Here is a 19,456-nt window from a genome sequence, read left to right on the forward strand (position 1 = left end):
ATCAGCGCGCCTTCTTGGCCTGCGACGTCTCGGTGCTTTCCTTGATCAGCCGGTCGATATGCATGCGGATATGAGCGGCTTCGGCGGCGGTGTTGGCTAAAGCGATCGCGCGGTCGAAGGCCACGCGCGCCTCCTCGCTGCGGCCAAGCTGCATCAGCAGGCCGCCCTTCAGGCCGAAGAAGTGGAAATAGCCTGCCAGCCGATCCTCCAGCGGCTCGATCATCGCCAGCGCCGCTTCGGGGCCGCGCACCTTGCTTACCGCGACCGCGCGGTTCAGCGTCACTACCGGCGACGGCTGCATCTGCTCGAGCAAGCCGTAGAGCAGGTCGATCTCGGTCCAGTCCGTATCCTCGGGTGTTGCCGCCCGCGCATGCAATGCCGCGATCGCCGCTTGCACCTGGTATGGGCCAGGCTTGCGATGACGCAGCGCCTTGTCGACCAGGGCCAGGCCCTCGTCGATCATCTTGCGGCTCCAGAGCGACCGGTCCTGATCCTCGAGCAGCACGATCTCGCCATGCGCGTCGAAGCGCGCCGGCGCGCGCGCATGCTGGAGAAGCAGCAGCGCCGTCAGCCCCATGATCTCCGGTTCCTGCTGAAACAGCCTGAGCAGCAGCCGGGCGAGCCGGATCGCCTCCTCGCAAAGCGGCGCGCGGGCCGGCGCCTCGCCGCCATTGGTCGAATAGCCCTCGTTGAAGATCAGATAGATCATGGCCGCGACCGCCGCCAAGCGCTCGGAACGCTCGACCGCGCCTGGCGTCTCGAACGGCACGCCGGCATCGGCGATGCGCGCCTTGGCCCGGGTGATGCGCTGCTCCATGGCGCTCTCGCCGACGAGAAAGGCGCGCGCGATCTGCTTGACGGTCAGGCCGGAGACGATGCGCAGCGCGACCGCGATCTGCTGCGTCGCCGGCAGGTCCGGATGGCAACAGATGAACAGGAGCCGCAGGATATCGTCGCGATAATGCGCGCCGTCGAGCCGCTCGGCCATATCGCCTTCGGCATCCTCGAGATCGGAGATCTGGTCCTCTTCCGGCATCGGCGCCTGCTTGGCGCGCTTGCGCACCGCGTCGATGCCGCTGTTGCGGCCGACGAAGATCAGCCAGGCCGCCGGATCGCGCGGTGGCCCGTTTTTCGGCCAGTTCTTCAGCGCCCTCAGGCACGCATCCTGGAAAGCTTCTTCCGCGGCGTCGAGGTCCCGGAAATAGCGCAGCAGCGCGCCCATCGCCTGCGGACGGGCGGTGCTGATCGCGTTGCTGATCCAGGCAAGCTCGGTCATGCGGGAACCTTTGTCGGATTGAAGACCGAGATCGGCCTGATCTCGTAGGAACCACCGCTCGGATTGACCTCGGAGAGTTCGCGAGCGAACTCGACGGCTTCGTCCAGGTGATTGCATTCGAGCGTGTAGAAGCCGAGGAACTGCTCCTTGGTCTCGGCGAACGGGCCGTCGAGCACCACCGATTCGCCCTTGACCTTGCGGAGCGTCGTCGCGGCTGTGGTCGGCAGCAGGCGCGCCACCGGCCCCAGCCGGCCTGCCCTGGCGTATTTGTCCTGTACGTTGAGGAGCTTTGCCATGACCTCCTCGTCCTGTTCCTTGCTCCAGGAGCAGACCACGTCTTCGGAGGCGTAGCAGAGAATGGCATAGAGCATGGTGCGTCCTTTCCGTATCAAAGGACGCAACAGTAGGACCCTTCCCGACACAAGGTCGACAAAAAAGTTGTAGAGCTATCGAGGGTTTACGCTATCCTCCTGGTGGTCAGGCTTCGCGCGCCTGCAGCCATCTCAGCACCAGCGTCTCCTCCTCGTCGAGGCCCGGTATAAGGCGCTTTCGTTTGTTGGCTTCGGCCATTTCGCCGAGCAGCTTCCCTTCGGCCCACGCCTCGAAGACGAGCGGATGGATATAGCACCGGCGGCAGACGGCTCGCGTATTGCCGAGTCGTTCGGCGACCTTGTCGACGATACTGTTCATCACGCGGTTTTTCTGGGTCATGCTCTCGGGCAACTCCGCCTGCGCGAACAGGGATGCCGCATGGATGGTGCCGCCCCAGGTACGAAAATGCTTGGAGCTGAACTCCGGGCCAGATGCCTCGCGAATATAGCGATTGACGTCCTCCGACCGCAGCGGCCGGCGTGTTCCCTCGTCATCAAGATACTGAAACAGCTTCTGGCCAGGCAGGTCCTGCGCGCCGCGCACGATTTTGGCGATGCGTCGGTCGACGAGCTTCAGCTTCCATTCCTTGCCGGACTTGCCCGTGAAGGAGAAGCGCAGGCTGGAACCGGTGATTTCGACATGGCGGTCGCGCAGCGTGGTCAGGCCGAAACTCTTGTTGTCGCGGGCATAGGCGGCATTGCCGACACGGATCATGGTGTTGTCGAGCAGCCAGACGACAGAGGCGACAACGCGCTCCAGCGGAAGTCCATGACGGCGCAGGTCGGCATCGACCTGGCGCCTCAAGGAGGGCAGGCTTTGCGCGAAAGCAACGAGGCTGGAGTATTTGACGCCGTCCCGTTCCTCGGTCCACTGCGGATGATAGCGGTACTGCTTGCGTCCGCGCTGATCCCGGCCGGTCGCCTGGATATGGCCGTTCGGGTCGGGCGAGATCCATACATCCGTCCACGCGGGCGGAATGACGATCGCCTTGATACGGTCAAGGGTGGCCGCGGTGACCGCACTCCCGTTCGGGCCGACATAGGAAAATCCCTTGCCTTTTCTCAGGCGCCGGATGCCCGGATCGGCATCGCTGACATAGCTGAGCGCGGCGCGCTCGGCGGAACTCTGCGCGCCGTTCCCTTGTATTTCCAGACCACCCGCCAGGCGGCCGAAGGACGATTGTGCTCGTTGCAGCATGGTAACTCCACGGAACTGGTCCGTAGATAAGCCGCGCGACAGCGGCTGGTTCCGCCGTCCCCAGAGGGCGTCCTTCAGCTCCGCCGGTCGGCGGACACCTCAGCCATCCAAAGCCTGCCGTCGTCGACATGGGTGGGAAAGTAGTCTCGCCCGGCCGGTATCGCTTCCAGAACCGCTCCCGACTCGTCCGTCAGATAGTCGTAGCCGATCTGCTGCAAACGTTGCTCCGGATCGAGATGATTGTAGAGGTCGCGACGTGCCACGCGCCGTTTCGGCTCGATCATCTTCAAATGATAAAGGTTAAGGCCGCTGTCCCGAAGCTTGAAGCGCAGATCTTCGGGGAACCAGGCCTCATGCAGCCCTTGCGACCGGCTCAGATCCGGGTGATAGGCGGGGAAAAGCCTGTGCTGCATCTTTTGGCCCCAGACGCCGTCGATGCGATAGCTTGCCGGCGTATACATCTCCCTTAGGCGAAATCCCCAGGCATTGCGCCTGGACCCGCTGGTCAGTTGGCCTATCCGGCTTGCCACGGCATCTTCCAGCCTTTCGTCCGGATCGATTGCCAGAAGCCAATCGGCACCCGCCTCATAGGCCGCGGCAATAAGCGCGCGCCGCCTCTGCGGTTCATTGCTGAAGACCGCATCCGCCGAGCGATCGTCATAGGCGATCCAGCCATCGACGATTGCGTCGAGATTGGCGAGGAGGTCTGGCACCAGATGCGCATCGTAGCGATAGCTGAAAATGGCGACGATCCTTTGCCGCGCCCAAAGCCATCGACCGCGCCGCCGGCGCGGCTGCTTCATCTCCAGGGTGATCATGGCCGCGTGCCTGTCCTATCGCCATGCGTTACGCCGACGGCTGCCCCCAGCGATTTTGCGAACAATGCAGCCCACACGATCGGCAGCGATAACATCGCGAAACGTCTATCCTCTTCGGCCAGGCCTTCTTTTGCGAACTTGCCGACATTGCGCCGGTCCCGAAACACCCCTTTGAAAATCCGCAATGGCTTTCGGTGCCCAACGGATTTGAGGTAGGTCCCATATCGGTATCCGCGCAGATACTGGTCGACAATCACTCGGATCAGCCGTGTCTCGTTGCGATGGACGGTAAGCACCGCTGGCTCCCATAGCGGCACGATCGCCTTTGGCAGCCTTTCCAGGAATTCCGTGTCTTCTCCCGTCGCCATTTGTTCGTCGAATAGGCCATACCGATCGAACAATTTTCGGTCGAAAGAAACGCCGTAACGAAGTGCCTTATGAGCGGGAAGACCTGGCAGGCGCCGCATATAGGTAACGAGATGGGCCGCGCACGCGACCAGATTGCGCGGATGACTGTTGGCGATGGCGCTTGCCACGGCCGCGACGCCTTCCCGGTGATGGCGCAACCGGACCTCGGCCCATCGCGGGCATGCCAGGCAATCATCCGCGAGAAAGGCGATGAAAGGAGCTTTCGTCGCCGCTATGCCGCGATTTCTCGCGGCCCCGGCAAAGAGCCTTTCTACCCACTCGATGACTGGCACGTCGAGTCCGGCATTGGCCAGAAGCGCCTGGGCGTTCCCGCCGCCGGAATTCACGACCACCACCTCGAGCGGGATGTTCTGGCCGAGCACCGACCTGACCGCCGCGACCAGATCGGTCGGAGCCCGAAAACCTATCACCACGACTGCAAGTTCCGGCCCGTCGGCCATCAGGCACTTTGCAGCTGGGCGCGATGAGCCGGGAACCGGCGCCGCGCTGCGATTTTGAGCCGGTAGCGCATGCAGCGCCAGATGTCGGTGGAAACCTTGGGCGCCGCTTCGGCAACCGCCAGGAATTTTGCCGCCGTTTCGAGATCGCCGCGGGCGTAGTGAACGCGGGCGATCTTGAGCGCCACAAGCCCTTCCCTCGCTTTCAACGACGATTTCGCAATGCCGCAGTCGGCGAGTTCGCGCAGCGCCAGGCGCCATTCGAGGAAGCGACGCGCAGGCTTTATCGCGAAGCGGTCATCCGAGCGGTCCGACGATACGAAGTAGATCATGATTGGTTGCCTCACGACCGCGAGCGATGCCTTGCGCATAACCCGCGCCCAGAACAACGTGTCCTCGTCGTAGGCGAGCCCGGTCGGGAAGCGCGTGTCCCCGACCGTATGCCGCGACACCAGCGCGCTGCCGACGGCAATCGACCGTATCCTGCCTTCCACATAAGCGGAGGCATTGGCGAGCCCGGCAGTCATGTAGCCGGCCGGCGTTTTGAACTGTCGGTCCCGGCCATCGGTCCGCCGGCGGTAGGCGCCGACCACCATGTCGGCGCCTGGCTTGGTCCTGGTCTTGGACAGCAGCGTCCGCAACCCGCCCTCGATATGCAAATCGTCGGCGTCGATCATATAAATCCAGGGGAAGCGCGCCTCGGCCAGCGCAAGATTGCGGGAGCCGCCCGCGTCCCGACAATTGGACCGGATGACCCGGAACGGCAGCGCCAGCCGCGAGGCTGCGTCCGCGGCCACGGCCGCCGTGTTGTCCGTCGAGGAATCGTCGACCAGTATCACTTCGCCGATGACCTCGGCTTCCGAGCGCAAGGTTGCCAACGTGTCTGCAACGGTTGCCGACGCATTGTGTGCTGGAATGATGATGCTGACCGATGTCAACAATTGAACTCCGCGCAAGTGCCCGGCAGGCCGGTCCACGGTCCGGCGGCAAGATAGCGGCGGGATCGCGATTTGAGAAGCAGCCGCATCACCGATCGTGCGCCTTCAGGCAGCGACCGGGATGACATCGACCGCCTGCTCGCCGATCTGCTCGCCGGTGGTTTTCAGGACGCCGACAATCGGCGCCACGTCGGAATAGTCGCGGCCGTATCCCACCGTGATATGGTCGTTGCTCGCCCGCATGCCGTTGGTCGGATCGAATTCCTGCCAGCCGGCATCGCGCCCGCACCAGGCCTTGACCCAGGCATGCATGGCGTCGGCGCCTTCGAGCCTCGGCTTGCCCTTGGGAGGGATCGTGCGCAGGAAGCCGCTGACATAGCCGGCGGGGATGCCAAGCCCGCGCAGCCCGGCGATCATGATGTGCGAGAAATCCTGGCAAACCCCACGTTGAAGCGCAAAGGCATCGCTGGCGCGCGTCTGCACGGTGGTTGCCTTGCCGTCATAGGTGAAATCGCGATGGATGCAATTGCAGAGGTCGACCGCCGTGGCGATCGCCGAACCGGCGAGGCTTTCCCGCGCATAGGCCGTGATTACCGGATCGATGCCGGCATGGTCGCTGGCGGCGAGGAAGTGATGCGGCGCCTCGGCGGACAGCGAACGCACCGCGTCGAGTTCCGCCCTCAGGCCGTGAATGTCGGGCGAGACGTCGAGGCCGGCGTCCGGCCGCGACACCGACACACGGGCGCTCATCCTGACGTGGAGCTCCTCATGCGCGTCGCGAACGGCGATCGCAGTGACGTTGTTGCCGAAGAAATCGGAAAAATCCGCGCGCTCGGCCGGATTCGGCTGGAACGACAGCGAGGCGGCGATAACCCGCTGCACGCCGGCGATCGTCTGCGGCAGCACGCGCACCTGGTGCCTGCCGCCGCCGGCTGCGGCCGCATAGCCGTAATGAAGATGGAGCCTGATGTCGTAGAGCATTTATCCGAAATAGGCCTTGGCGAGACTGTTGTAGAGATCGCCGATCTGAATGGCGAGATCGTCGAGCACCTTCGCGGTCATGTCCTGAGGCTCCATCACGGCGAGCGCCGTGTTGAGCTGCAGGATTTCTTTCGCCGCAGGCGACATATGTCCCTCGCCCCCGACGGAAGGCAGCATGCCGATCTCGGCCTTGAGGCGCTCGAGCTGGAACAGGATGGAGCGCGGGTTGAGCGGATCGAGCGCCAAGAGGTCGATAACCGTGCGCCGGCCTGACTGAACCGGATATTGCCGGCGGTGGGTCATGACGCTGTCGCCGATCTCCAGCATCATGTCGAGTGCGCCGTCGGGCGCGTCTGCCTTTGTCAGCCTGGCTAGCGTGCGCGCGATCTGGATGCCACGTTCCAGTCGGCGGCCGATCTCCAGGAAGCGCCAACCGGTGAAGCGGTACATGTTCTCGTGCAGCAGCCCCGAGAAGCCCGCAAGCTTTCGCAGCATCACGGTCATCGCCCGCGTCGCGTCGTCGCCCGGAGCGACCGTCTCCGCGAATTTGTGGATGGTCTTCGACAGATCCTTCAGCGCCAGCCAGCCATCCGGCGAGAAGCGGTCGCGGATCTGGCCGGCGCTGTAGACGGCGCTGTCCAATGTGCCGATCAATCCAAGCGGGATCGCGGTTTCGACCTCGATGCCGAACGGTTCGAGATAGTCTCTGATGTCGGCGAGCAGCGGCATCTCGTGATCGGATGTCTCCGCCAGCCTGACGTGATAAGCGCGCAGCACCCGCACCGTGTCTTCCGAGCGCTCGATATAGCGGCCGAGCCAGGTCAGGTTTTCCGCGGCGCGGCTCGGCAGGCTGCCGGGCATGGTGCGGGTGAAGCCGTCGGTCTCCTGCGGCAGCAGCGTCTCCCGCTCGACAGGCCTGTCGCTGACCACCCAGACATCCGCCGCCTGACCGCCGCGCTGCATGGCCATCGCGGTCGGGTCGAGCGAGAAGCCGACGCGTGCAAAGCCGCCGGGCATCACCGTCCAGCCTTCGTGTGTTCGCGCCAGGTAGACGCGCAGGCTGGCGGGCCGCGGCTCCAAGCCGCCGCCGGCAAAGACCGGCGTAGTCGAGAGCGTGACCGCCTCCTGGCCGACGAAGCCAACCCCATCGGCTTCGATCCGCGCGATAAGCTCCGCCCGCTCGCCGGCCGAAAGCGCCGAACCGAGCCTGGTCGCGCCATCGTCCTCGAAGGCAAGCCGTGTCGACAGCGCCGGGCCAACCACCATGCGGTCGATATTGGCCAGCACATGGTCGCGTTCGGCCTGCTGTCCGCACCACCAGGTCGCAATGTTCGGCAGCTTGAGTTCCTCGCCATGCAATTCCCGCGCGATCCGCGGCAGGAAAGAAAGCAGCGCCCGCGTTTCCGCCAAGCCGGAACCGAGCCCGTTGACGGCCGAGACGGTGCCGCGCCGGATCGCCTCGACCAGCCCCGGCGTGCCGATCTGCGAGTCCGGTTTGAGCTCCAGCGGATCGGCGAAAGCGGCATCGAGCCGCCGCCACAAAACGCCGATCGGCATCAGGCCCGAAACCGTGCGCACCATCAGCCGGCCGCCGGACACCGTCAGGTCCTCGCCTTCGAGCAGCATAATGCCGAGATAACGCGCGATATAGGCGTGCTCGTAATAGGTCTCGTTGAGCGGTCCGGGCGTCAGGATGGCGACGCGGCCGCCGGAATCCTTCGCCATGCCGTTCAGCGCATCACGGAAGCGGCGGAAGAAGCCGGCCAGGCGATGCACATGCAGCTCGCCATAGATGTCGGACAAGGCGCGCGTGGTGGCAACGCGGTTCTCCAGCGCAAAGCCGGCGCCCGACGGCGCTTGCGTGCGGTCGCCCAGAACCCACCAGCGGCCGTCGGGGCCGCGGCCGAGCTCGAAGGCGACCATGTGCAGGAAATGGCCGCTGGCTGGACGGACGCCGACCACCGGGCGCAGATATTCCGGGCTCGCCGCAATCAGCCCCGCCGGCAGGATTCCCTTCTCGATCAGCCGGTTCGGCCCGTAAATGTCGGCCAGCATCGCCTCGAACAGGTCGGCGCGCTGGACGAGGCCGGCGCTGATCTCGGCCCATTCCATCTCGTCGATCAGCAGCGGGACATGCGCCAGCGGCCATTCGCGCTCGTTGGCGCCGGCTTTGTCGTAGACGCGGTAGTAGACGCCGGCATCGCGCAGATATTGGTCGGCGCGGGCAAAGCGCTGTCCGAGCGCCTCAGCCCCCAGATCGTCCATCGCTCCGATGAAGGACCGCCAGGCCGGGCGCGGATTGCCCGACGCGTCGACCATCTCGTCGACGACGCCTTCGATCGGCCGGTAATGCTCCAACAGGCTCTGCGCCCGCGGCCTCCCGCCCGCCCGTTTCTGATTCCCCTTGGCCATGGTCGATCAGAATCTCGCCGGTCGCCTGAGGTCAAGGGTCATGGGAAACTCTTCAGAACCTTGTTCTTCACGCAGCACATAGGCACCCGGCGTATGGCCGCGCGGCTCGAAGCGGGCCAGCCGCCGCGCCTCCGCCTCGTTGCCGTTGACCGGGAAGGTCTCGTAGTTGCGGCCGCCCGGATGCGCGACATGATAGACGCAGCCTCCCAACGAGCGGCCCGACCAGCGGTCGTAGATGTCGAACACCAACGGCGTGTTGACCGGAAGGGCCGGATGCAGGCCGGAGGCCGGCTGCCAGGCCTTGAAGCGCACGCCTGCCACCGCGACCTCTCTGCTGTCGGTCGCCTTCATCGGTACGATGCGGCCGTTGCAGACGACCGCGTGACGCTCCGGATTGAGGCCTTGCGTCCTCACCTGCAGCCGCTCGATGGACGAATCGACGAAGCGGACCGTGCCGCCGATCGCGCCTTGCTCGCCCATCACATGCCAGGGCTCCAGCGCCTGCCTGAGCTCCAGCTTGACGCCGCCATGCTGCACCTCGCCGCAGAACGGGAAGCGAAATTCGAGTTGGGCTGCGAACCATTCCGGGCGGAAGTCGAAGCCGTTGAGCTTCAGATCTTCCAGCACGTCGAGGAAATCCGCCCAGACATAATGCGGCAGCATGAAACGGTCATGCAGCGACGTGCCCCAGCGCGCGAAGCGGCCGTCGAGCGGGTTCTTCCAAGCCCGCGCGATGATAGCGCGGACCAGCAATTGCTGGGCGAGCGACATCCGGGCATTGGGTGGCATTTCGAAGCCGCGGAACTCGACCAAACCGAGCCGTCCCGTCGGACCGTCCGGCGAGAACAATTTGTCGATGCAGATTTCCGAACGGTGCGTGTTGCCGGTCACGTCGGTCAAGAGATTGCGGAACAGCCGGTCGACCAGCCACGGCAACGGCGCCTCGCCCTTGTCGGGATGCGGCACCTGGGCCAGCGCGATCTCGAGTTCATAGAGGGAATCATGCCGTGCCTCGTCGATGCGCGGCGCCTGGCTGGTGGGGCCGATGAACAGGCCGGAAAACAGATAGGAGAGCGATGGGTGCCGCTGCCATTGCAGCACCAGGCTCTTCAACAGGTCCGGCCGGCGCAGGAACGGACTATCGTTGGGCGTCGCACCGCCGACAACGACATGATTGCCGCCGCCCGTGCCGGTGTGACGGCCGTCGATCATGAACTTGTCGGTGCCGAGCCGCGACTGCCTGGCTTCCTCATAGATCGCCGTGGTCGTCGCGACGCATTCCCGCCAGTCGGCGGCCGGGTGGATGTTTACCTCGATGACGCCGGGATCGGGCGCCACGCGGATGACGTTGAGGCGCGGGTCGTGCGGCGGCCCATAACCCTCGATATGCACCGGCAGGCCGATCGCCTTGGCCGCGTTCTCGGCCGCCGCCACCAGCTCAAGATAGTCCTCAAGCGCCTCGACCGGCGGCATGAACACGCAGAGCCGCCCGTCACGAGGCTCGACGGTGAGCGCCGTGCGCACCGCACCGCCGATCTCGGTGATCTCCTGCTCGACGCGGTCCTGCTGGCCCGTTGTCGCGGTGAAGGACGCTGCCAGCTGGCGGCGCGCCATTTCTTCGGGGCCCTCAAGTTCTGCTGGGGCAGGTTCCGGCAAGAGAGCGTCGCGCGCCGGCAGCGTAGCGCGCGGCAGCGACGGATCGACCGGCACGATATAGGGGTACTGCGCCGGCGGCACGTAAGGCAGCGCGCCGAGCGGCAGCCGATAACCGACCGGGGAATCGCCCGGCACCAGGAACAGCCGGCCGCGCCGCGTCTTCCACTTTTCCGAACGCCAGCGCTGCCCGGCGGCCTGGCTGTTCCAGCGCTGCACCGGCAGCACATAGCCTGACGGCTTGGTCAGGCCGCGCTCGAACACACGTGCCATGCGGCTGCGCTCTTCCGGATCCTCCAGCTTCGAGTTGGACGGGTCGACATTATCCGGCAGCTTGCCTTCCTTGAGCAGCCATTCGGCCGGATCCTCATAGGCCTCGCCGACCATCGCCTTGTCGATGCCGAGCTCGGCGGCGATCGCCGTGAGCAAGCTTGCGGCCTGCTCAGGCCCGACAGAGACGGTGCTCGTTTCGCGCGCGATCAGCGACGGGTCGCGCCAGACCGGCTCGCCATCGGTGCGCCAAAAGAGCGAGAAGGTCCAGCGCGGCAGGCTCTCGCCCGGATACCACTTGCCTTGCCCGTAGTGGAGGAAACCGCCCGGCGCGAAGCGCTCGCGCAGCCGGCGGATCAGCTGATCCGCCTTGTCGCGCTTGGTCGGCCCGACGGCCGCCGTATTCCATTCGGCAGCCTCGAAATCATCGATCGACACGAAGGTCGGCTCGCCGCCCATGGTGAGCCGCACATCCTGTTCCCGCAAAACCGCGTCGACCTTGTTGCCCAAGGCGTCGAGCGCCTCCCAGCTTTCATCCGAGAACGGCTTGGTGATGCGCGGATGCTCGGCGATGCGATCGACGCGCATGTCGAAGTCGAAATCGACATTGGCGAAGCTCGCCATGCCCGAGATCGGCGCGGCATTGCGGAAATGCGGCGTCGCCGCCAGCGGCACATGGCTTTCGCCGGTGAGCAAACCGGAAGTCGGGTCGAAGCCGATCCAGCCGGCGCCCGGAATATAGACTTCGCACCAGGCGTGCAGGTCGGTGAAATCGACCGAGGTTCCAGGCGGTCCGTCCAACGAGACGAGGTCCGGCTTCAACTGGATCAGGTAACCGGAGACAAAACGCGCTGCGATGCCGAGGTTGCGCAGGATCTGCACCAGCAGCCAGCTCGAATCTCGGCACGAGCCTTTGCCGGCGGCCAGCGTCTCCTCCGGCCAATAGACGCCGGTCTCCATGCGCACGATATAAGCGATTTCGCGCTGCAGCCGCGCGTTGAGGCCGACCAGGAAGTTGACCGTGTTTGTCGGACTGCGGTCGATGGTTTTCAGGAAGGCCGACAGCAACGGGCCGGCCGGCTCGGGCGTGCGGTATATAGCGAGGTCTTGCCTGATCTCTTCCGGGTACTCGAACGGGAAATTCTCGGCTGATTCCTCGACGAAGAAATCGAACGGATTATAGACCGTCATATCGGCGACTAGATCGACTTGGATCTTCAGTTCCGTCACCGGCTCCGGGAAGACGAAGCGGGCGAGGAAGTTGCCGTACGGGTCCTGCTGCAGGTTGACGAAATGGTTCTTCGGCTCGACCTTCAGCGAATGGCTGAGCACCTTGGTGCGCGAATGCGGCGCCGGCTGCAGCCTGATCACCTGAGGGCCGAGAACGACCGGCCGGTCGTATTTGTAATGGGTCAGGTGGTGGACGGCTGCCAGAATTGCCATGGTGCCCCGGGGAACGGCGTTTCAATCGCCGAACCCTGACATAAGTGCTGGGCATTCTCCAAGCAGAGATGTTGCGCTGCACCTAATTTAAGCAGCGTTGCCAGCTTAGAAAAACGCCTGAAGCCCCGTCTGCGCCCTACCCAGTATCAGCGCATGCACGTCATGCGTGCCCTCATAGGTGTTGACCGTCTCTAGGTTCTGGGCATGACGCATCACGTGATAGCCGATCTGGATGCCGTTGCCGCCATGCATGTCGCGAGCCTGGCGGGCGATGTCGAGCGCCTTGCCGCAATTGTTGCGCTTGACGATCGAAATCATCTCCGGCGCCATCTTGCCCTCGTCCATCAGCCGGCCGACGCGCAGCGAACCCTGCAGGCCGAGCGCGATCTCGGTCTGCATGTCGGCGAGCTTCTTCTGGAAGAGCTGCGTGCCGGCGAGCGGCTTGCCGAACTGCTTGCGGTCGAGGCCGTACTGCCGCGCGCGGTGCCAGCAATCCTCGGCCGCGCCCATGGCGCCCCACGAGATGCCGTAGCGCGCGCGGTTGAGACAGCCGAAGGGTCCCTTCAGGCCCGAGACATTGGGCAGCAGCGCCTCCTCGCCGACCTCGACGCCTTCCATCACAACCTCGCCGGTGATTGAGGCTCGCAGCGAAAGCTTGCCGCCGATCTTCGGCGCCGACAGCCCCTTCAGGCCGTTTTCCAGCACGAAGCCGCGGATCTGGTTGTCATGCGCGGCCGACTTTGCCCAGACGACGAAGACGTCGGCGATCGGCGCGTTGGAAATCCACATCTTGGAGCCGGAAAGCCTGTAGCCGTTCGCCGTCTTCTCGGCCCGTGTCTTCATGCCGCCCGGATCGGAGCCGGCATCCGGCTCGGTGAGGCCGAAGCAGCCGATCCATTCGCCGGAGGCGAGCTTCGGCAGGTACTTCTTGCGCTGCTCTTCCGAGCCGTAGGCATGGATCGGATACATGACCAGCGACGACTGCACGCTCATCATCGAGCGATAGCCGGAATCGATGCGTTCGACTTCGCGCGCCACCAGCCCGTAGGTGACGTAGTTGGCGCCGAGCCCGCCATATTCTTCCGGAATGGTAATGCCGAGCAGGCCCGCCTCGCCCATCTCGCGGAAGATCGAGGGATCGGTTTTCTCATCGGCATAGGCTTCCTCGATGCGGGGCGCCAGCTTGTCGGCGGCGAACGCCGCTGCGCCGTCGCGCACCATCCGCTCGTCTTCGGAAAGCTGGTCCTCGATCAGGAAGGGATCGTTCCAGACGAAGGCGTTCTTCTCGGCGGCCATGAGGTGGGTCTCCCGGTAAAATCTTGGATGGCCCGGCTTATCCGCCTCCATCTGGAAAAAATCAAACGAAATTGCATCAAGCATCAATGAGCGATAGTAATAGATCATGAACGTCCAGCGTCGCCTCTTGCCAAACATCAGCGCGCTTGCCGCCTTCGAGGCAGTGGCGCGTCTCGGCTCCTTCACCGCCGCGGCCCGCGAGCTCGATCTCACGCAAGGTGCCGTCAGCCGGCAGATCAATCTGCTGGAAGAGCAGTTCGGGCGCCGGCTTTTCGAACGCGACAGCCGCAATGTCAGGCTGTCCACGGCGGGCGAAATCTATGCCGGCGCGGTGCGCTCAGCACTTGCGCAATTGCGCGATGCGGCGCTTGGATTGATGAGCAATCGGCATAGCGGTGTTCTCAACCTTGCCATCCTGCCGACCTTCGGCACGCGCTGGCTGATGCCGCTCATTCCAGATTTCGTCGCCCGTCATCCGGACATCACGATCAATTTCGCCACGCGCATTGGCCGCTTCGACTTCGCGCGTGAGCGGCTCGACGCCGCAATCCACCACGGCATGCCTGATTGGCCGGACGCTGATTGCACGCTTTTGATGCGCGAGACCGTGATGCCGGTCGCCGCGCCCGAATTCCTGGCGCAGCGGAAGGTCGCGACGCCGGCCGATATCGGCCGCCTGCCGTTGCTGCACATGGCAACGCGTCCCGACGCCTGGAGCGAATGGTTCGAGCATCAGGAGCTCGACGCGCCGACCGGCCCCGGCATGCAGTTCGAGCAGTTCGGTACGGTCGCGCAGGCCTGCATGGCGGGGCTCGGCGTGGCGCTGCTGCCGCAGATCCTGATTGCCGGAGAATTGCAGCGTGGCCAGTTGGTGCCGGCGCCGGGCAAGCCGATGCAGAGCCGCAGTGCCTATTATCTGGTCGTGCCGCACGCCAAGCGCGGCCATCCGCCGGTTGCCAGCTTTCGCGACTGGCTGCGGGGCCAGGTTGAGAAGGAGCCGGCTGTTCTGGCGTGGTAGCTATTTCCGCTTCATCGCCTCGGCGAGCGCCGCGCCGAACGCACCCTGTGACGGCTTTTCAGGCTGGCGCTGCGGCGCCGGCGAGCGCGGTACGGGCTTGCCGCCGCCGCTGTCGCGCTCGCCGACCCGAGGCGCCCCACCCTGGCCGCCATCCTTGCGCATCGAGAGGCCGATGCGATTGCGCTTGATGTCGACATCGACCACCCGAACTTTCACGACATCGCCGGCCTTTACCACCTCATGCGCGTCCTTGATGAAGCGGTCGGCCAGCTGCGAGACATGCACCAGCCCGTCCTGGTGCACGCCGATGTCCACGAAGGCGCCGAAGGCGGCGACATTGGTGACCGTGCCTTCGAGCAGCATGTCGGGCTTCAGGTCCTTGATGTCGTCGACGCCTTCGGCAAAGGTCGCCGTCTTGAAGCCCGGCCGCGGGTCGCGTCCGGGCTTTTCCAGTTCCGCGATGATGTCGCGTACCGTCGGCAGGCCGAAGCGCTCGTCGACGAAGACACGAGGGTCGAGTGCCTTGAGCGCGGCACTGTCGCCCATCAGCGCGCGCACGTCGCGGCCGCAGGCGGCGACGATCTTCTTTGCCACGCCATAGGCTTCCGGATGCACGGATGAAGCGTCGAGCGGCTCGGAGCCGTTCGGGATGCGCAGGAAGCCTGCGCACTGCTCGAACGCGCGCGGTCCAAGCCGCGCCACGTTCAGCAGATCGCGGCGCGTAGCGAACGGACCGCCGACGTCGCGATGCGCGACGATCGCTTCGGCAAGCGATGGCCCCAGTCCCGACACGCGCGCCAAGAGCGGCGCCGATGCCGTGTTGAGGTCGACGCCGACGGCATTGACCGCATCCTCCACCACCGCCTCCAGCGAGCGGCCGAGCCGGTACTGGTCGACATCGTGCTGATACTGGCCGACACCGATCGACTTCGGCTCGATCTTGACCAGCTCGGCGAGCGGGTCCTGCAGGCGTCTCGCGATCGACACAGCGCCGCGCAGCGACACGTCGAGGTCGGGAAACTCGGCGGCCGCCGTCGCCGAGGCCGAATAGACCGACGCGCCGGCTTCGCTGACGATCACCTTGATCGGCTTCGGCCCGCCGTCGGACGGCAGGCTGGCGAGCATGTCGGCCACCAGCTTCTCGGTCTCGCGGCTGCCGGTGCCGTTGCCGATCGAGATCAGCTCCACCTTGTGGAAGCGAATGAGCCTGGCAAGTTCCGCCTGCGTGCCGCGCACATCGTTCTTTGGCGGAAACGGATAGACGGTGGTCGTCGCCACCAGCTTGCCGGTACCGTCGACCACCGCCACCTTGACGCCGGTGCGGATGCCGGGATCGAGACCCATCGTGGGCCGGGAGCCGGCGGGCGCGGCGAGCAGCAGGTCCTTGAGGTTGCGGGCAAAGACATGGATGGCCTCGTCCTCGGCCCGCTCGCGCAGGTCGCGCATCAAATCAAGCGTCAGATGGAGCGATAGTTTTATCCGCCAGGTCCAGCCGGCCACTTCCATCAGCCAGCGGTCGCCCGGCAGGGTGCTACCAATCGCATAGGCGTTGGCGATCATCCGCTCGACCGGTTTCACCGGCGATTGATCGTCGGCATCGACTTCGATGTCGAGCGACAGCACCTCTTCGTTGCGGCCACGCAGCATGGCCAAGGCGCGATGGCTGGGCACGTTCGCCCAGCGCTCGACATGATCGAAATAGTCGGAGAATTTCGCGCCCGCCTCCTGCTTGCCGTCGACGACCCTGGCGCGCAGGAAGGCGCGCTCCTTCATATAGGCGCGCAGCCTGCCGACCAGCTCGGCATTCTCGGCGAACTGTTCGGACAGGATGTCGCGCGCGCCTTCGAGCGCTGCCTTGGCGTCGGGAACCTCCTCTGTGAGATAGGCTAGCGCGAGTTCGGCAGGCACCGCCGAACGGTCGGCGAGGATGGCCTCGGCCAGCGGCCCCAGTCCACGTTCCCTGGCGATCTCGGCCTTGGTGCGGCGCTTCGGCTTGTATGGCAGGTAGATGTCTTCGAGCTCGGCCTTGGTGGTCGCCTCCGCGATTTTTGCCTCGAGGTCCTCGGTCAGCTTGCCCTGCTCACGGATCGAACCGAGGATGGTGTCGCGGCGCGCATCCAGCTCGCGCAGATAGGCAAGCCGCTCGGAAAGGTCGCGCAACTGCGTGTCGTCGAGGCCGCCGGTGACCTCCTTGCGGTAGCGCGCCACGAAAGGCACCGTTGCACCCTCGTCCAGCAGCCCGATTGCGGCTGCCGCCTGCTCCGGCCGCGAGCCGATCTCGGCCGCGATGATTGCTGCGATGCGCTTGATGTCCGATGCCATGCTGGTTCCTGCCGAAAAGAGCGGCGACAATAGGCCGGGACGACGGCTGCGCCAACCGCGCTGTCTCAACCCGACGGGAAAGCTCCACAGGAAAGAGCTGCGAGGAAAGACCAGCCGAACGGCTCAAACCGTCCGGCTCAGGGCCTCGAAGAAGGCGACGACATCGAGATCAAGCTGATCGTCGACCGGTTCCGGCTGCGACGACATCTTGGCGATGACCACCTCGTCGCTCGGGTTGACGTAGATCCACTGGCCGTGAATGCCGATGCCGCAGAAGGCGCCGCTTGGCGTGCCCATCTGGTACCATTTGTTGCGGTAGCGGCCCTTGGGGAAGAGGAACACCATCGTGCCGCGCCGCCAGGCTTCGTGGCTGCCGCCGCTGGCAACCGTGTCATGCACCCAGGTTTCCGGCACGATGCGGCGGCCATTGGCCGTGCCGCCCTGTCGCATCATCTCGCCGATGCGGGCAAGGTCGCGCGGCGTCATCGACATGCCGCCGGCGGTACGCGCCGTGCCTTCCATGTCGACCGTCACTGACATCTCGCTCGCGGCGCCCAGCGGCAGCCACAGTTTCTCGCTGAGCAAGTCGCTGACGCGTTTGCCGGATGCCCGCTCCACCAGGATGCCCAGCATATCCGAATTGGGTGAGCGATAACGGTAGGTCTCCCCATGCGGCTCGGCGAGCCGCGGCAACGTCAACAGAAACGCAGCGAGGCTTTCCGACCCGCCGCCTGGATTCCACAGTGTCGCGCGGCGATAGCGGGCGAAGGCGCTTTCCGGATCGAGATAGGCCTCCTCGAAGTCGAGGCTGACCGTCATGTCGAGCACATTGCGCACGCTCGCATCGCCATAGGCCGAGCCCTTGGCTTCGGGGATGTATTCTGTCACCGGCGCTTCCGGGTCGAACACTCCCTCGCCTTGCAGGATGCCGGCGAGGATCGCCGTCACCGACTTGCTGATCGAAAAGATGATGTGGCGCTGACCGAACGCCATATGCGGGGCCGACCAATCGCCGACCAGCCTGCCGCCCTTCAGGATCGTCAGCCCGTCAGTGTCGGAGCGCTTCAGGAATGCTTCGACTGTTTCGGCGCCGCCGGCCAAGGTGACTTTCTCCTCGAGCAGCGCGCCGAGCGATTTCACCTCTTCCTCGCCGCCGGGCGCGGCGGCAACGTGGACGCTCGGCACCAGTTCGCCGACATTCTGGAACGACCATTGGCTGAACGGCCTCAGCCGCCAATTATCGAGCCGCACATCCTTGCGGGCAAAGCCGTATCTGGTCTCGAACGCGGTGTTGCCGGTCACGATTGTCTCCCGGTCGTCTATCTCTGACTTTCAGCCTAGCGCGGCGGCTATGGCGTGCACGGCCTTAAGCGTCGCCACCGAATAGGCGGCGTTGAGGAAATCCGGATAGGTCGAAAGCTTCACGACGACCATCCTGTGCTCCCAGCTGATATGGATCATCTGGCCGAACACGCCCTTGCACATCAGTGCGCGAGAGCGTGGATCCTCGATCCAGAACTGGTTGCGGTAGCTGCCGTCCGGAAGGCTCGGGCTGAAGTCCGGTCCGTGCTTGCCGCTGCGCGTCGCCTCGATCCACTCGGCAGGGATGACCCCGCCGCCATTGTCGAGGATCAACTGGCCGAAGCGGCCATAATCGCGCAGCGTCGCGTTGAAGCCGCCATCGGCCAGCGCATACCCGGCGCTGTCGACTGTGAAACAGGCGCTCTCGTCGGCGCCGAGCTTTTGCCAGAGTTCTTCCGAGACTAGCTGCGCCAGGCGCTTGCCGCTCACCCGCTCCATGATGAAGGCAAGCACATCGGTCTCGATCGAGCGGTACTCGAAGGCCTCGCCATGTTCGCGCACCTTGTCCTTCAGGCGCAGGATCAGCTCGAACAGATGCGCGGGCCACCGGAAATCAGGATCGCTGCCCGGCGGGATCGGCTTCCAGCCGGTGGCGACATCGACCTGACCGATCTCGGAATAGCGATCCGTGTACTCTTCCGAGAAGCGCACGCCGGTCGTCATGTCGAGCACTTGCTGCACGGTGGCCCCGGTCCAGGCGCTCTCGCCGAGCTCCGGAAGATAATCCGTCACCAGCCTGGCCGGGTCGATCAGGCCGCGCCCGACCAGGATGCCGAACACCGATCCGGTGACCGACTTTGCCATCGACTGCGACAGATGCAGCGTGCGTTCGTCCATGCCGTTGAAGTAGCGCTCATAGGCGACCCTGCCGTCCTTCAACACCAGCAAACCGTCCGTGTAGGTCTCATCGAGCAGGCCTGCGAGCGTTGTCGGACGGCCCTCGCTATCCGCCACCGCCAGGTCATCGAGATCGACCTCGGCGCGATCGAGCCGACGGCGATGACCTTGGCCGCGCCAGACCTCGACGGTCGGCAAAAACTCACGCACGTGCTGGAAGGCCCAGCGGTTCCACGGTGGCCGATCCCAGTCGAGCTTCGGCAGAGCCATGGCCGGCGGCGAGCCCTGCATGATCGGCGGCCGCGGATCGGAGTTGCGGTAAGATGCCATCAATCCTCCCTGCACATAAGAAAGGGAGGCCGGAGCCTCCCCTCCCTTCATGCGTTCCCGCTCAG

14 protein-coding genes are annotated in these 19,456 nt (G+C 64.9%); 1 reads left to right on the forward strand and 13 read right to left on the reverse strand.

Features of this window, described 5'->3' with window-relative positions; all coding sequences use genetic code 11:
* Position 1: 1 nt before the first annotated feature.
* The 10 genes from P9228_RS12940 to P9228_RS12985 all read right to left on the reverse strand — a co-directional run bounded on the left by P9228_RS12940 (position 2) and on the right by P9228_RS12985 (position 13,522).
* Complete coding sequence (locus tag P9228_RS12940) at positions 2 to 1,276, reverse strand: RNA polymerase sigma factor (protein ID WP_278053780.1); 1,275 nt, start codon at positions 1,274 to 1,276, stop codon at positions 2 to 4.
* On the reverse strand, positions 1,273 to 1,647 hold the full coding sequence (locus tag P9228_RS12945) for a YciI family protein (protein ID WP_067002334.1): 375 nt from the start codon (positions 1,645 to 1,647) through the stop codon (positions 1,273 to 1,275). Before P9228_RS12945 ends, P9228_RS12940 begins: the two co-directional genes overlap by 4 nt.
* A 106-nt stretch (positions 1,648 to 1,753) precedes the next feature.
* Positions 1,754 to 2,845, reverse strand: coding sequence for a DNA topoisomerase IB (locus tag P9228_RS12950; RefSeq protein WP_278053782.1), 1,092 nt, complete (start codon positions 2,843 to 2,845; stop codon positions 1,754 to 1,756).
* A gap of 74 nt (positions 2,846 to 2,919) precedes the next feature.
* Positions 2,920 to 3,663, reverse strand: coding sequence for a hypothetical protein (locus tag P9228_RS12955; RefSeq protein WP_278053784.1), 744 nt, complete (start codon positions 3,661 to 3,663; stop codon positions 2,920 to 2,922).
* Complete coding sequence (locus tag P9228_RS12960) at positions 3,660 to 4,532, reverse strand: glycosyltransferase family 2 protein (RefSeq protein ID WP_278053785.1); 873 nt, start codon at positions 4,530 to 4,532, stop codon at positions 3,660 to 3,662. The genes P9228_RS12955 and P9228_RS12960 overlap by 4 nt, the downstream gene beginning before the upstream one ends.
* Positions 4,532 to 5,467: a glycosyltransferase family 2 protein gene (locus P9228_RS12965; protein ID WP_278053787.1), complete on the reverse strand. Its 936-nt coding sequence runs from the start codon at positions 5,465 to 5,467 to the stop codon at positions 4,532 to 4,534. Before P9228_RS12965 ends, P9228_RS12960 begins: the two co-directional genes overlap by 1 nt.
* A gap of 105 nt (positions 5,468 to 5,572) precedes the next feature.
* On the reverse strand, positions 5,573 to 6,448 hold the full coding sequence (locus P9228_RS12970) for a transglutaminase family protein (protein WP_095823370.1): 876 nt from the start codon (positions 6,446 to 6,448) through the stop codon (positions 5,573 to 5,575).
* Complete coding sequence (locus P9228_RS12975; RefSeq protein WP_278053789.1) at positions 6,449 to 8,860, reverse strand: circularly permuted type 2 ATP-grasp protein; 2,412 nt, start codon at positions 8,858 to 8,860, stop codon at positions 6,449 to 6,451.
* A gap of 6 nt (positions 8,861 to 8,866) precedes the next feature.
* Positions 8,867 to 12,226, reverse strand: a complete 3,360-nt coding sequence (locus P9228_RS12980) for a transglutaminase family protein (protein ID WP_278053791.1) — start codon at positions 12,224 to 12,226, stop codon at positions 8,867 to 8,869.
* A 105-nt stretch (positions 12,227 to 12,331) separates the two neighbouring features.
* Entirely contained in the window at positions 12,332 to 13,522 is a 1,191-nt protein-coding gene (locus P9228_RS12985) for an acyl-CoA dehydrogenase (RefSeq protein ID WP_278053792.1), read from the reverse strand.
* Positions 13,523 to 13,628: 106 nt separating this feature from the next.
* On the opposite strand from P9228_RS12985, the gene P9228_RS12990 reads away from it, so the two are divergent.
* The gene (locus P9228_RS12990) at positions 13,629 to 14,540 is read left to right on the forward strand and encodes a LysR family transcriptional regulator (protein WP_278053793.1); all 912 of its coding nucleotides are present in this window, start codon (positions 13,629 to 13,631) and stop codon (positions 14,538 to 14,540) included.
* Here the strand turns inward: P9228_RS12990 and P9228_RS12995 are convergent, their stop codons facing one another.
* From P9228_RS12995 to P9228_RS13005, 3 genes are all read right to left on the reverse strand, one after another.
* The gene (locus P9228_RS12995; RefSeq protein ID WP_278053794.1) at positions 14,541 to 16,862 is read right to left on the reverse strand and encodes a Tex family protein; all 2,322 of its coding nucleotides are present in this window, start codon (positions 16,860 to 16,862) and stop codon (positions 14,541 to 14,543) included.
* A 123-nt stretch (positions 16,863 to 16,985) separates the two neighbouring features.
* Positions 16,986 to 18,164 carry a serine hydrolase gene (locus P9228_RS13000; RefSeq protein WP_278053795.1) on the reverse strand — a complete coding sequence of 393 codons (1,179 nt, stop codon included), beginning with the start codon at positions 18,162 to 18,164 and terminating at the stop codon, positions 16,986 to 16,988.
* Between the two features lie 30 nt (positions 18,165 to 18,194).
* Complete coding sequence (locus tag P9228_RS13005; RefSeq protein ID WP_278053796.1) at positions 18,195 to 19,391, reverse strand: serine hydrolase; 1,197 nt, start codon at positions 19,389 to 19,391, stop codon at positions 18,195 to 18,197.
* Between the last annotated feature and the right edge of the window lie 65 nt (positions 19,392 to 19,456).

Origin of the sequence: Mesorhizobium sp. WSM4898 (genome assembly GCF_029625845.1) — a bacterium.
Lineage (GTDB): Bacteria > Pseudomonadota > Alphaproteobacteria > Rhizobiales > Rhizobiaceae > Mesorhizobium.